This is a genomic window from Streptomyces microflavus, from assembly GCF_014650075.1.
GTDB classification, from domain to species: Bacteria; Actinomycetota; Actinomycetes; order Streptomycetales; family Streptomycetaceae; genus Streptomyces; species Streptomyces microflavus.
Genome location: NZ_BMUG01000010.1, coordinates 172,240 through 185,499 on the forward strand (window position 1 = coordinate 172,240; position 13,260 = coordinate 185,499).

General features: G+C 71.3%; 14 protein-coding genes. 10 read left to right on the plus strand and 4 right to left on the minus strand.

Annotated features, from left to right (window positions below; translation table 11 throughout):
* The first annotated feature begins 138 nt into the window (after positions 1-138).
* Positions 139-2,361 carry an MMPL family transporter gene (locus IE264_RS27710; protein WP_032758030.1) on the plus strand — a complete coding sequence of 741 codons (2,223 nt, stop codon included), beginning with the start codon at positions 139-141 and terminating at the stop codon, positions 2,359-2,361.
* 212 nt (positions 2,362-2,573) lie between these two features.
* On the opposite strand, the gene IE264_RS27715 is transcribed toward IE264_RS27710, so the two are convergent.
* Positions 2,574-2,996 (minus strand): SsgA family sporulation/cell division regulator, encoded by a 423-nt coding sequence (locus IE264_RS27715; RefSeq protein WP_032758028.1) that lies wholly within the window; start codon positions 2,994-2,996, stop codon positions 2,574-2,576.
* A 262-nt stretch (positions 2,997-3,258) separates the two neighbouring features.
* Between IE264_RS27715 and IE264_RS27720 the strand changes: the two genes are divergently transcribed.
* The 7 genes from IE264_RS27720 to hemC all read left to right on the plus strand — a co-directional run bounded on the left by IE264_RS27720 (position 3,259) and on the right by hemC (position 9,595).
* On the plus strand, positions 3,259-4,320 hold the full coding sequence (locus tag IE264_RS27720; protein ID WP_032758026.1) for an energy-coupling factor ABC transporter permease: 1,062 nt from the start codon (positions 3,259-3,261) through the stop codon (positions 4,318-4,320).
* Positions 4,321-4,395: 75 nt separating this feature from the next.
* Positions 4,396-5,157, plus strand: a complete 762-nt coding sequence (gene cbiQ, locus IE264_RS27725; RefSeq protein WP_015609115.1) for a cobalt ECF transporter T component CbiQ — start codon at positions 4,396-4,398, stop codon at positions 5,155-5,157.
* On the plus strand, positions 5,145-5,948 hold the full coding sequence (locus IE264_RS27730; protein ID WP_015609114.1) for an energy-coupling factor ABC transporter ATP-binding protein: 804 nt from the start codon (positions 5,145-5,147) through the stop codon (positions 5,946-5,948). The genes cbiQ and IE264_RS27730 overlap by 13 nt, the downstream gene beginning before the upstream one ends.
* Before the next feature lie 139 nt (positions 5,949-6,087).
* Entirely contained in the window at positions 6,088-7,254 is a 1,167-nt protein-coding gene (locus tag IE264_RS27735) for a serine hydrolase domain-containing protein (RefSeq protein WP_032758185.1), read from the plus strand.
* Positions 7,251-8,051 (plus strand): SDR family NAD(P)-dependent oxidoreductase, encoded by an 801-nt coding sequence (locus IE264_RS27740; RefSeq protein WP_032758022.1) that lies wholly within the window; start codon positions 7,251-7,253, stop codon positions 8,049-8,051. The genes IE264_RS27735 and IE264_RS27740 overlap by 4 nt, the downstream gene beginning before the upstream one ends.
* Before the next feature lie 41 nt (positions 8,052-8,092).
* Positions 8,093-8,581 (plus strand): GNAT family N-acetyltransferase, encoded by a 489-nt coding sequence (locus IE264_RS27745; protein WP_078657501.1) that lies wholly within the window; start codon positions 8,093-8,095, stop codon positions 8,579-8,581.
* Positions 8,582-8,662: 81 nt separating this feature from the next.
* Positions 8,663-9,595, plus strand: a complete 933-nt coding sequence (hemC, locus tag IE264_RS27750; protein WP_099127652.1) for a hydroxymethylbilane synthase — start codon at positions 8,663-8,665, stop codon at positions 9,593-9,595.
* A gap of 22 nt (positions 9,596-9,617) precedes the next feature.
* Here hemC and IE264_RS27755 read toward each other — a convergent pair whose 3' ends face one another.
* The 3 genes from IE264_RS27755 to IE264_RS27765 form a co-directional block, all read right to left on the minus strand.
* On the minus strand, positions 9,618-10,088 hold the full coding sequence (locus IE264_RS27755) for a GNAT family N-acetyltransferase (protein WP_032758019.1): 471 nt from the start codon (positions 10,086-10,088) through the stop codon (positions 9,618-9,620).
* A 73-nt stretch (positions 10,089-10,161) separates the two neighbouring features.
* Positions 10,162-11,184, minus strand: coding sequence for a hypothetical protein (locus IE264_RS27760; protein WP_032758017.1), 1,023 nt, complete (start codon positions 11,182-11,184; stop codon positions 10,162-10,164).
* A 325-nt stretch (positions 11,185-11,509) separates the two neighbouring features.
* Positions 11,510-11,944, minus strand: coding sequence for an ATP-binding protein (locus tag IE264_RS27765; protein ID WP_032758183.1), 435 nt, complete (start codon positions 11,942-11,944; stop codon positions 11,510-11,512).
* A gap of 164 nt (positions 11,945-12,108) precedes the next feature.
* Here IE264_RS27765 and IE264_RS27770 point away from each other — a divergent pair, with 164 nt between their 5' ends.
* Entirely contained in the window at positions 12,109-12,987 is an 879-nt protein-coding gene (locus IE264_RS27770) for a helix-turn-helix domain-containing protein (protein WP_032758015.1), read from the plus strand.
* Positions 12,984-13,193 carry a DUF397 domain-containing protein gene (locus IE264_RS27775; RefSeq protein ID WP_032758014.1) on the plus strand — a complete coding sequence of 70 codons (210 nt, stop codon included), beginning with the start codon at positions 12,984-12,986 and terminating at the stop codon, positions 13,191-13,193. Before IE264_RS27770 ends, IE264_RS27775 begins: the two co-directional genes overlap by 4 nt.
* Positions 13,194-13,260: the final 67 nt, after the last annotated feature.

Sequence of the window (13,260 nt, forward strand, 5' to 3'; positions counted from 1 at the left end):
GACGTCCCCACCCCGACGTCCCCCCGTCCCACCCGCACGGCCCTCTCCCCGACGCTCCACCTGACACGCCGCTCTCGTCGTCGGGCTGGTTCCTCACGCCCAATTCCACTCACACGACCTGACCGGGAGTACGCCCCCGTGGCCACTTTCCTCTACAAGCTCGGACGGCTCGCCTTCCGGCGCCGCCGCTATGTCGCCCTCGTCTGGGTGGCACTGCTGGCGCTCGCCGGATTCGGCGCGGCCTCCGCGTCCACCGCCACCTCCAGTTCCTTCTCCATCCCCGGTACGGAGGCGCAGCGCGCCTTCGACCTGCTGGAACAGCGCTTCCCCGGCACCAGTGCCGACGGGGCCACCGCCCGGGTCGTCTTCAAGGCGCCCGAGGGTGAGAAGGTCACCGACTCGGCCAACAAGGGCGAGATCCAGGGCATCGTCAAGGAGCTGGCCTCCGGCTCGGACCAGATCGCCAAGGTCGACGACCCGTTCGAGGTCCAGGCCGTGAGCCAGGACGGTTCGACGGCGTACGTCTCGGTCTCCTACAAGGTCAACTCCATGGAGCTGACCGACAAGACCACCGACGCACTGAAGGACGCGGGCAAGGACGCGCAGAACAACGGCATGAAGGTGGAGATCGGCGGTGACGCGCTCCAGGTCATGCCGCACACCGGGGCCGCCGAGATCATCGGTGTCGCCATCGCCGCCGTCGTCCTGGTCATCACCTTCGGCTCGCTGATCGCCGCCGGGCTGCCGCTGCTGACCGCCCTGATCGGGGTCGGTATCGGGGTCTCGCTGATCACGGCGCTGGCCAACGTCCTGGACCTCGGCTCCACGACCTCGACGCTCGCCATGATGATCGGCCTCGCGGTCGGCATCGACTACGCCCTCTTCATCGTCTCCCGCTACCGCGCCGAACTGGCCGAGGGCCGGGAGCGCGAGGAGGCCGCCGGGCGGGCCGTCGGCACCGCCGGATCAGCAGTCGTCTTCGCGGGCCTGACCGTGGTCATCGCCCTGGTGGGCCTGGCCGTCGTCAACATCCCGATGCTGACCAAGATGGGCTTCGCCGCCGCCGGTACGGTCGCGATCGCCGTGGTCATCGCCCTCACCCTCGTCCCGGCCCTCCTGGGCTTCGCGGGCAAGCGGGTCATGGGCCGCAAGGCGCGCAAGGCCGCCGAGGCGGAGAACCGCCCCGAGGCCAAGCCGAACATGGGCACCCGCTGGGCGCGGTTCGTGCTGCGCAGGCCGGTCTGGGTGCTGCTGGTCGGCGTCCTCGGCCTCGGCATCATCGCCGTACCCGCCGCGTCCCTGGAGATGGGTCTGCCCGACGACGGCGCCCAGCCGAAGTCGACCACGCAGCGCCAGGCGTACGACACCCTCTCCGAGGGCTTCGGCCCCGGGTTCAACGGTCCGCTGATGATCGTCATGGACGGCAAGGGCAGCTCCGACCCGAAGGCCGCGGCCGAGCGGGTTCGTGAGGAGATCGAGGGGATCGGCGTCGTCACCGTCACCCCGGCCACGTTCAACAAGGCCGGCGACACCGCGATGATCACGGTCATCCCGAAGGACCGGCCGTCCTCCCACGCCACGGAGGAGGTCGTCCACGGCATCCGTGACGCGGGCAAGGACATCAAGGCGGACACCGGCGGCGAGGTCCTGGTCACCGGCGCCACCGCGATGAACATCGACTTCTCGCAGAAGATGAACGACGCGCTGCTGCCCTACCTGGCGCTCGTCGTCGGCCTCGCGTTCCTCCTGCTGATGCTGGTCTTCCGCTCGGTCCTCGTCCCGCTGAAGGCGGCCCTCGGCTTCCTGCTCTCGGTGGTCGCGGCCCTCGGTGCGGTCGTCGCGGTCTTCCAGTGGGGCTGGCTCGGCTCGCTCTTCGGGGTCGAGCAGACCGGTCCGATCATGAGCATGATGCCGATCTTCATGGTCGGTGTGGTCTTCGGTCTCGCGATGGACTACGAGGTCTTCCTCGTCACCCGGATGCGTGAGGCGTACGTCCACGGCGAGAGCCCCGGCCAGGCCATCGTGACCGGCTTCAAGCACGGCGCACGGGTGGTCACGGCAGCGGCGGTGATCATGATGGCCGTCTTCGCGGGCTTCATCGGCTCCAGCGAGCAGATGATCAAGATGATCGGCTTCTCGCTCGCCATCGCCGTCCTCTTCGACGCGTTCGTGGTCCGCATGGCGATCGTGCCGGCCGTCCTGGCCCTGCTGGGCAAGAAGGCCTGGTGGCTGCCGCGCTGGCTGGACCGGGCGCTGCCCAATGTGGACGTGGAGGGCGAGAAGCTGCAGAAGCAGCTGACCGAGGAGCCGTCGGTCCCCGAGGGCGGTGACGGCGGCGAGCGCGAGCTCGTACGCGTCTGACCCCGCCCGAGCCGGCTGTACGGGCCCACTCGCCCGCCGCAGCTGTACGAGGACTCCGTCGAGCCGTTCGAGTCCTCCCTGAACCCCGGGGCCGTGTCTGAGCGGAGCGCGGCCCCGGAAGCGCCGGTTACCTGTGGGGACGGGGGACCGGGGCACAGAGAAGGCCCCCGTGCGATGAGCGCGGGGGCCTTCTCTGCGTGCGGGTGCCGTCCTCAGCCGTGGGCCGGCTGCGCGCCCCGGTCCGTGCGGGGGGTGGTGCGGGACGGGGGCTTCTCCGCGGTCCCCTCCGGCGGTGCGGCCGTGGCCGGGGCCTGCGCGCGGGTGCGGGCGAGGAAGCGGATCAGCGTCCTGATCTCGAACTGGAACACCTCGACGCCGTCCGTCGAGTGCAGTTCCACGATCAGCTGCGTACGGCCGCAGGGCCAGACGCGGACGGCTCCGCGCTCGATCGGGGTGCGCAGACCGCGTTCCAGGAGGTCGCGGCCGAAGGCCCAGTCGGTACCGTCGGGCAGCGTGATGTGGACGGTGCGCGGATCGTCGGCCGCGTCGTAGCGCAGGTCGACGGGGACCGGGCGGGTCAGAGGGCCATCGGTGATGAGCCGGGCGCGAGCATGTACTTCGATCACAGGGGACATGGGCCGGCTCCTCCTATATGTATCGCTCTGCCCTCTAATGTCGCATATTTCACAGGACTGGCACGGTGAGCGTCCGCTCACGTGACAGCGGGTGAGACCCGCAGGTGCATCGACGGGCACATCGGCGGCAGATGCCCAGCTCCTGCTCTTGCGTATGGTTCGCAGGAAAGCACTATTATTGATGGGTTCATGACCCCGCCCGCAGAACCGCGTCCACGCGGACGCGGACACCGTGCGGAACCGCAGGAAGCGGAGCCTTTCCATGCATGTACCCGATGGTTTCATCGATGCACCTGTCTCCGTCGCCGCCGGCGTCCTCGCGGCCGGCGCGGTCGCCGTCAGCCTGCGCGGCGCGCGCCGCGAACTGGACGAGCGCACCGCCCCGCTCGCCGGTCTGGTGGCCGCCTTCATCTTCGCCGTGCAGATGCTGAACTTCCCGGTGGCCGCCGGCACCAGCGGCCACCTGATGGGAGGGGCGCTGGCCGCGATCCTTGTCGGGCCGTACACCGCGGTCCTCTGTCTGTCGGTGGTGCTGCTGATGCAGGGCATCTTCTTCGCGGACGGCGGCCTCACCGCGCTCGGCGTGAACATCACCGTCATGGGCGTGGTCACCGTCGTCGTCGCGTACGGACTGTTCCGCCTGCTCACCGGCCTCCTGCCGCGCACCCGCCGGTCCGCGACGGCGTCGGCGTTCGTCGCCGCCCTGGTCTCCGTGCCCGCGTCGGCCGCCGTGTTCACGCTGCTCTACTGGATCGGCGGCACCACCGACATCCCGATCGGCAAGGTCTTCACGGCCATGGTCGGCGTCCACGTCCTGATCGGTATCGGCGAGGCGGTCATCACCGCGCTGACCGTCGGCGCGGTCCTCGCCGTCCGCCCCGACCTCGTCCACGGCGTCCAGGGCCTGGCCGCCCCCCTCAAGCTCAGGGTCGACGGCGAACTGGTCGACGCCCCGGCCGCGACGCGCGAACCGGAGCCCGCCGCCGCCCCCGCCCGGTCCACCCGCGGGTTCTGGATCACCGGCCTGGTCTCGGCCTTCCTCCTGGCCGGGTTCGTCTCCTTCTACGCCTCCGCCAACCCCGACGGCCTGGAGCGGGTCGCCGCCGACCAGGGCATCGACGAGAAGGTGGAGGAGCACGGCGCCGCCGACTCCCCGCTCGCCGACTACGGTGTCGGCGACATCGCGAACGCCCGGCTCTCCGGCGGCCTCGCCGGGGTGATCGGCGTCAGCGGCACCGTCGTCGTGGGCACCGGCATCTTCTGGGCGGTCCGCCGCCGCAAGGAGGAGTCCACCGAGGCCTCCCGCGACCACGAGAACGTCTGACGGGGGGAGCGGGCCGACAGGGCAGCGGACCGACGACAGGGCAGCGGCCCGACGACATGGAAGCGGGCTGACGACATGGGAGCGGGCCACGCCCACAAGCTCTACCGGCACGGGCACTCGCCGGTGCACCGGCTGCCGCCGCACTGCAAACTGGCCGCCGTCTTCGGCTTCGTACTCGTGGTGGTCTCCACCCCGCGCGAGGCGGTCTGGGCCTTCGGGCTGTACGCGGCCCTCCTCGCCGCCGTCGCTGCCGCGGCCCGCATCCCCGTCGGCTTCCTGCTGAAGCGGCTGGTCATCGAGGTGCCGTTCGTCGCGTTCGCACTGCTCATGCCGTTCGTGGTGCCGGGCGAGCAGACGACCCTGCTCGGCGTCTCCGTCAGCGTCCCCGGCCTCTGGGGCGCCTGGAACGTGCTGGCCAAGGCCACCCTCGGGGTCGCCGCCTCGGTGCTCCTGGCCTCCACCACCGAGCTGCGGGCCGTGCTGCTCGGCCTCCAGCGGCTGAAGCTGCCCCCGCTGCTCGTCCAGATCGCCTCGTTCATGATCCGGTACGGGGACGTCATCACCGACGAGATGCGGCGGATGTCGATCGCCCGCCGCTCCCGGGGGTTCGAGGCGCGCGGCGTACGGCAGTGGGGCGTGCTGGCCACCTCGATGGGCGCCCTGTTCATCCGTTCCTACGAGCGCGGCGAGCGCGTCCACCTCGCCATGGTCAGCCGCGGCTACGCGGGCACGATGCCGGTGATCGACGAGGCGACGGCGGACCGGACCCAATGGGCGTACGCGGCGACGCTCCCCGTACTCGCGCTCGCGATCTGTCTGCTGGGATGGACCCTGTGACTCTCTCTCCGAAGGATGCCGGGCCGAAGGATGCCGGGCCTGCCCCGTCGCTCGAAGTCAGCGGCCTCGCCTACGCCTACCCCGACGGCCACCAGGCCCTCTTCGGGGTGAACCTGGCCGTGGCGCGCGGCGAACGCGTCGCGGTCCTCGGCCCCAACGGCGCGGGCAAGACCACGCTCGTCCTGCACCTCAACGGCATCCTGGAGGCGGGCTCCGGCACGGTCCGGGTCGCCGGGCTCCCGGTGGCCAAGCGGCACCTCGCGGAGATCCGCCGCCGGGTGGGCATCGTCTTCCAGGACCCGGACGACCAGCTCTTCATGCCCACGGTCCGCGAGGACGTCGCGTTCGGCCCCGCCTCGGCGGGCCTGCGCGGCCCCGAGCTGGAGGAGCGCGTCCTGCGGGCGCTGAAGCAGGTCGGGATGGAGGAGTACGTGGGCCGCCCGCCGCACCACCTCTCCTTCGGGCAGCGCCGCCGCGTCGCGGTGGCCACCGTCCTCGCGATGGAGCCGGAGATCCTCGTCCTGGACGAGCCCTCCTCCAACCTGGACCCGGCCTCCCGCCGCGAACTGGCGGACATCCTGCGCTCCTTGGACGTCACGGTGCTGATGGTCACCCATGACCTCCCGTACGCCCTGGAGCTCTGCCCGCGCGCGGTGATCCTCAGCGACGGGGTGATCGCCGCCGACGGACGTACGCAGGACCTCCTCTGCGACGAGGAGTTGATGCGGTCGCACCGGCTGGAGCTGCCGTTCGGCTTCGACCCGCGTTCGGTCACGGTTCCGTCGCCGTAAACAGATCGTGACAGCGTGAAGGCGTCGGCGCCCCGGCGACCACACACCCCACCCGGCCGTGCACCATGGGGGGATGAGTGGGAGCGCGGGCGCGGGCACATCGGCGGGTACGGGAACAGGCGTGGACGTGAGCGTGGACGTGGACGTACGGGGCACGGTGACCTCCGGGTTCGAACCGGTCCGGGACGCCTTCGTCCGTAACTTCGAGCAGCGGGGCGAGCGCGGCGCGGCCGTCGCCGTCTACCGGGACGGCCGCAAGGTCGTCGACCTCTGGGCCGGTACGAGGGACGTCGACGGCACCGAACCGTGGGCCGTCGACACCGTCCAGATCGTGCGCTCGGCGGGCAAGGGCATCGCCGCCGCCGTCCCCCTCCTGCTCCACCAGCGCGGGCAGGTCGACCTGGACGCGCCGGTCTCCACGTACTGGCCGGAGTTCAAGGCGAACGGCAAGGAACGCGTCCTGGTCCGCGACCTCCTGGCCCACCGCGCCGGGATCCCCGCCCTGGACCGCACCCTCACCCCCGCCGAGGCCGCGGACGGGGTCTCCGGGCCCGCGGCCGTCGCCGCGCAGCGCCCGGAGTGGGAGCCGGGCACGGACCACGGCTACCACGCCCAGACCTACAGCTGGCTCATCGGTGAACTGGTCCGCCGTGCCACCGGCCGCACCATCGGCCGCTGGATCGCGGAGGAGATCGCGCGCCCGCTCGGCCTGGACTTCTGGTTCGGGCTCCCGGCGGACGAGGCCCACCGCATCGGCCGCATCGGCCCCGTGGAGCCCCCGGCTCCCACCGCTGCCTCCGGCGCCCTGCGGGTCCGCCCCAAACGCTCGGTGGTCGAGGCCTACCGCGACCCGGACTCCCTCACCCGGCGGGCGTTCGGCGCGATCGACCCGTTCCCCGACGAGAACGACGACGCCTACCGTACGGCGGAACTCCCCGCCTCCAACGGCATCGCGACCGCCCGGGGCCTGGCCCACTGCTACGCCGCGATGATCGGCCCGGTCGACGGCCACCGCCGCCTCTTCGCTCCCGCGACCCTCACCCTGGCCCGCACCGAGGAGTCGGCGGGCCCCGACCGGGTCCTGGTCGTCAACACCCGCTTCGGCCTGGGCTACATGCTGCACGGCCCGGCGGCGCCGCTGCTGGGCCCCGGCTCGTTCGGCCACCCGGGCAGGGGCGGCTCGCTCGGCTTCGCGGACCCGGAGTCGGGCATCGCGCTGGGCTATGTCACCAACGGCCTCCAGAAGGGAGTCACCGCCGACCCCCGTGCCCAGGCGCTGGTCAGAGCAGTACGGTCGGCGCTATGACACCTGTGACACGTGCCCGCTTCGACGGCTACAGCATCCTGATCACCGCCGCCGGCCAGGGAATCGGCGCGGCAACGGCCCACCGCCTGGCGGCGGAAGGCGCCTCGGTCCTCGTCACCGACCTGGACGCCAAGCGCGCATCCGACACGGCGGCGGCGATACGCGAGGCGGGCGGCACGGCCGACTCCCTGCCCTGCGACGTGGCCGACCGGACGGCGGTGGAGGCGGCGGTGGCGTACGCGGTCGAGACCTTCGGCGGCCTGGACGTCCTGGTCAACAACGCGTACGCGGCGGGCCAGGACGAGCCGCTCTTCGAGGACGAGACGGACGCGACCTGGGAACGCGACCTGAACATCACCCTCTCGGGCCCGTTCCGTTGCGCCCGCGCCGCGCTGCCGCACCTGGTGGCCTCGGGCCGGGGCGCGATCGTCACCATCGGCTCGGTCAACGGCGAGCAGGACTTCGGCGGCCACGCGTACAGCGCCGCGAAGGCGGGCCTGACGAGCCTGACCCGTACGCTGGCGGGCCACGCGGGCCCGCGCGGCGTACGGGTCAACCTGGTGGCCCCCGGCACGATTCGTACGGCGGCCTGGTCGGGCCGAGACGCGGAACTGGAACGAGCAGCCGCGCTCTACCCACTCGGCCGGGTCGGCACCCCCGAGGACATCGCGTCGGCCGTCGCCTTCCTGGCCTCCTCCGACGCGTCGTGGATCACGGGGACGACGCTGCGGGTGGACGGCGGGATCCTCGCGGTGAACACGGGCTTCCGGCAGGCGATGGCGGCGACCGGGGAGTAATTCCCTGGCAGGGCGACGCGGACCGCCCCTACCCTCCCCGCATGATCATCACGTACGAACACACCGACAGGGCGGGCCGCCCCGTCACCCTCCACGAGGTCGACGCGGACAACTGGCGGGCGGTCGCCGACTGCGCCCCGCGCGACGACCAGCGCGACTGGGTCCCGGCGCTGGCCGCCCGCTACCTCGTCCTGACGGCCCGCGAGGACACCTGGAACTCCCTGGCGGTCCTGGCCGGTGAGGAGGTGACCGGTCACATCATGTGGGCGAGGGACGAGGACGGTTCGTACTGGATCGGCGGCATGCTGATCGACGCCGCCCACCAGGCCCGGGGCATCGGCGCAGCCGCCGTACGCACGCTGGCGACGTGGCTGTCCGCCCGCCCCGGCTGCACGGCGGTCCGCCTCTCCTACGCCCCGTCCAACGAGGCCGCCGCACACCTGTACACGTCCCTCGGCTTCCGCCCGACGGAGGTCGAGGAGGACGGGGAGGTGGTGGCGGAGTGGGGTGGCGCCGTGGTGGGCGAGTGATCCAACTTGCGCGGAAACACCGCGACATGGGCGTCAGAGGGTCCCGTCGGAACCTGTGTCCGACGGTCTATCGTGGGCGCCATGTCCGTCGATCTGATCCGCATCGTCTCCCGTGACTCGCCCATGGCACTCGCCCAGGTGGAGCGTGTCCGCGCCGAACTGGCCGAGCTCCACCCCGGCACCCGTACAGAGGTGGTCCCCGTCAAGACGACGGGCGACAAGTGGATGGGTGACCTCAGCGCGGTGGAGGGCAAGGGGGCGTTCACCAAGGAGGTGGACGCCGCTCTGCTGGCCGGGGAGGCCGATCTGGCAGTGCACTGCGTCAAGGACATCCCCGCGGACAGGCCCCTGCCCGCGGGCACGGTCTTCGCGGCCTTCCTCCGGCGCGACGACATCCGTGACGCGCTGATCCACCCCGGAGGCCTTCGCCTCGATGAGCTTCCCCCCGGAACGCGCATCGGGACGTCGTCCGTCCGCCGCAGCGCCCAGCTCGCCGCGTCGCACCCGCACCTCCTCTGCGTACCGATGCGCGGCAACGCCAACCGGCGGCTGGAGAAGCTCGCCGCAGGTGAGGCCGACGCGCTGCTCCTGGCCGCCTCGGGGCTGGAGCGCATCGGCCGCCCCGACGTCATCACCGAGATCCTGTCGCCCGAGGTGATGTGCCCGCCGATCGGTGCGGGGGTCCTCGCCCTGCAGTGCCGCGAGGGCGACAGCGACCTCATCGACGCCGTGAGCGGGCTCGGCGACCCGGCGGCACACCGCGAGACGACCGCCGAGCGGATGTTCCTGCACGTGCTGCAGGGGCACTGCAACAGCCCCATCGCCGGGTACGCCCAGGTGGAGCGGAACGGCGACATGTCGCTCCGGGCCAAGGTCTTCACCCCCGACGGCAAGACCGTCCTCAACGCCCACGAATGGGCGGGCGCGCTCGACCCGGCCACCCTGGGCACGTCCGTCGCGGTCGCCCTGCTGCGCCAGGGGGCCAGGGAGCTGATCGACGGCATCGCCCACTGACGGCATGCTCGCCACCAGAGGCCTACTGCTCGTGGCTCAGGATCATTAGCCTCTCCGGATCCGGTACGGGGGTGAACCCGACCTTCGCGTACAGCTCGTGAGCGTCCAGCGTGGCGAGCATCGTCCGCTTAAGTTCGTACGGGGCGAGGTGGTCGCGGACGGCGGTCGCCAGTCGGCCTCCGAGCCCCCGGCCGCGGTGTTCGGGCGCCACGTAGACATCGCAGAGCCAGGCGAAGGTCGCCCGGTCCGTGACGACGCGGGCGTAGGCGACCTGGGCCCCGTCGGGGCCGTAGACGCCGAAGTTGAGCGACCCGCGTATGGACCGCTCGACGGTGTCGCGGCTGCGGCCGAGCGCCCAGAAGGCGTCCGTGGAGAGCCAGTGGTGCACGAGGTCGATGTCGAGACGGTCCGGATCGGTGTCGATCGCGTACGCCTCGCTGCTCGCGCCGTCCTGGTGCCTGTTTCGGTCTTCGCCGCCGTGGGTGATGGTCATGGCTCGGGAGCGTAGTCGGGGACGGGAGCGCCTGGCCTGGAGTCCGAACGCGGACCGGCGACGAACGACCGGCTCAGGCGGCGGCCTGTGCGTACGCGACCTCGTTGCGGCAGTCGCGGCAGTGGCCTGGAGTGGGGGCACGGAAGGCGCGTTCGCAGCCGTCGCAGGTCTGGAAGGGCGTGACGGGGTTGCGGCGGGCCGGTGGTGGCGTGAGGTCGTGGGCGCCGGGGAGGGGTGGTGGGAGGAGGACGGTGAGGCGGTGTTTGACGAATTGGTAGGGGTAGTTGACGGGCTCCGGCGCGTTGATGGTGAGGGTGTGGCGGATGGTGTCGGGGTGGGCGTCACGTTCGAGCCAGGCCGCGACTCCGGGGACGAGCTCCCGGACGTGTTCCTCGGAGAGGGTGAATTGGGGCGCGTGGTGGCGTAGGCCGCTGAGGAGTGCGGTGGAGATGCGCTCCAGTTCGGGGGTGAGCTCGCGGGGCCGGGGGAGGGGCGGGCGCGGAGGCTTGGGCGCGGTCGGGGGCGGCACGAGGCGTACGAAGGGTAGGGCGGCGGCTTGCGGTGGGGCGGCCAGGGGCGCGGGCGGGTCGGGCGTCGGCTCCGGCTGGGGATCGGGCTCGGGTGATGCCTCAGGCTTGACGGTCGGCTCCGATGCCTGAGCGTGTGTGGTGATCGGCCTTGCGGCGGGCGGCAGTTGGGGCGGGGCCGCCGCAGCTCGGGGCCGTAGCAGCGCCGTCGGCTGGTTGCAGAACACCGTACGGGTCACGATCCGGCCGTTCGGCAGCCGTGTACGGGCCCGTTGCAGGTAGCCATGCGCCTCCAGCTCCCGCAGGGCGGCGGCGATGAGCTTCTCGCCCTCCGGGAAGCGGGCGGCGAGTGCCTTGATGCCGACCTCGGTGCCCTGGGGCAGGGACTGGATGCGTACGGCGAAGCCCACGGCGGCCGTGCTCAGGCCGGGGTGCTGGGCGAGGTCGTTGCCGACGACGGTGAACCGGTCGGTGTGCCGGATGGCGATGTGGATCACGCCACGGGCCGGGAGGGGGCCGGGAAGCTCTGTCAGGGCGCGCGTGAGCGCAGTATTCTGCGGGGTATCCATCGGGAAGGGACTACTTCCTTGGTGGTCAGGCCCTCGATCGGGATTGCAGTCCCGGCCGGGGGCCGACGTATGTGCTGGTCTGGTGGCGTGAGCATATGCCTGCCAACCGGTGCGAAATCCAGCTCAGTTGGCAAATCTCACCCGTGTGGGTGACGAGCCCCCGGGATGCGTCAGGTGAGGGCCGGGCTGGGTTTGGTTGGGTTATTTCTCTTGGTTCTTTAAGTAGTTGATGTCCCGGGTCACCGCGTCGCGGTGGAGCGCGATCCGGTGGGCGCTCTTCGCGGGGTACCGGGTCGCACCCGCGCACGACCCGGTGGCGGGACCGTCACCGTACGAGGTCGATCTCTGCCCATACGGTCTTGCGCGGTACGGGTCCGGGGGCGATGCCCCAGTGGTCCGCCAGGGCCTCCACGATGAGCAGCCCGCGCCCGTGTTCGGAGTCGTCCTCGGGCGCTTTGACGGCACCCGGTCCGGGCGGGGCGCTGTCGCCCCGGGTGTCGGTGACCTCGATCCGCAGCGTCCGCCCGCTGACGGCGAGGGTGAGTTGGAAGTCCCGGCCCTGTACGCGGCCGTGGACCGAGGCGTTCGCCGCGAGTTCGGCGACGATGTGCGCCGCCGACTCCGAGGGGAGCCCCCAGGCGCCGAGATGGGCCACGGTGAGCAGCCGGGCGAGCCGGGCGCCTCGGCGGGTGGGGGAGAGCAGGACGGTGAATGCCCGGTCGGTGGAGGGGGGTTGGGTGCGGAGGATTTCTTGGTTCATGTCACTCAGCGTGGCCATCTCTGCGTACCGTGAACAGTGACGGAGCCCTTGCGTACCGTCAGTGTCTGAGGCTTGTCCCGTGTTGTCTTGGCTGTCTGGCGTGACGTGCCGGGAACGGTCGCTGTTGAGGGAAGAACGGCACGCACGTCGGAAGTGGGGCTCGCATGAGCGTGGTTGGCGACGGTACGGAGCGCGGGGACGGCGGGGTGGACGAGCCCGGCTGGGAGGTCGACCCGGACGACGAGCCGGGTGCAGCGGTGGTTGCCGCCGTGGGCCGCCAGATCAAGGCGTGGCGCGAGGCGGCGGGGATGCGGGCGGCGGAGTTCGGGACGGCGATGGGGTACAGCGAGGACCTCATCTACAAGGTGGAGGGCGGCCGGCGCATCCCTCGCCCGGAGTTCATGGACGGTGCGGACGGGGTGCTGGGGGCGGGCGGGAAGCTCGCGGCGATGAAGGCGGACATCGCGGAGGTGCGGTATCCGAAGAAGATCCGGGAGCTGGCCAAAATGGAGGCCGCGGCGGTGGAGCTTTCGGCGTACGGCAGTCACAACATCCACGGGCTCTTGCAGACCGAAGAGTACGCGCGGGCGCTGTTCGGGATGCGGAGGCCCGCGTACTCGCAGGACGAGGTGGAGAGGCTGGTGGCCGCTCGCATGGCCCGGCAGTCCATCTTCAGCCGCTCGCCGGCTCCGGAGCTCAGCTTTGTCCAGGAAGAGGTGACCCTGCGACGCCACCTCGGGGGCAGAATGGTGTGGCGTCGACAGCTCGAACGTCTCCTGGAGGTGAGCGAGCTGCGCCATGTCGAGATTCAGGTGATGCCGACCAGTCGCGACGAGCATGCCGGAATGGGCGGTGAGATGCAGGTGCTGAAGTTCAAGGACGGCTCGGCGGTGGGACGCTCCGAGGGTGACTTCGGCAGCCGGCCGGTCTCCGACCCGAAGTACCTTCGGATCATTGAGCTGCGGTGTGGCATCATCCGGGCGCAGGCTCTCAACCCTGGGGAGTCGCGGGCCTTCATCGAGCAAGTGCTGGGAGAGACATGAGCAGCGAGACCTCTGCCGAGGATGCTTCCGAGCTGGCGTGGTTCAAGAGCAGCTACAGCGACAGCAGCAACAGCAACGAATGCGTCGAGGTCGCGACCGCCCCGGGTGCCGTGCATGTCCGCGACTCCAAGAACGCCCAGGGCCCCCGGCTCGCTCTCACCCCCACCGCATGGGCCGGCTTCGTCCCGTACGCCGCAGGGCGCTGATCCTTCGCCCGCCACTATGATGCGGGCAACGCGTCGCGATGCGCGCTGGTGTGCCGGGAAGTCTGGT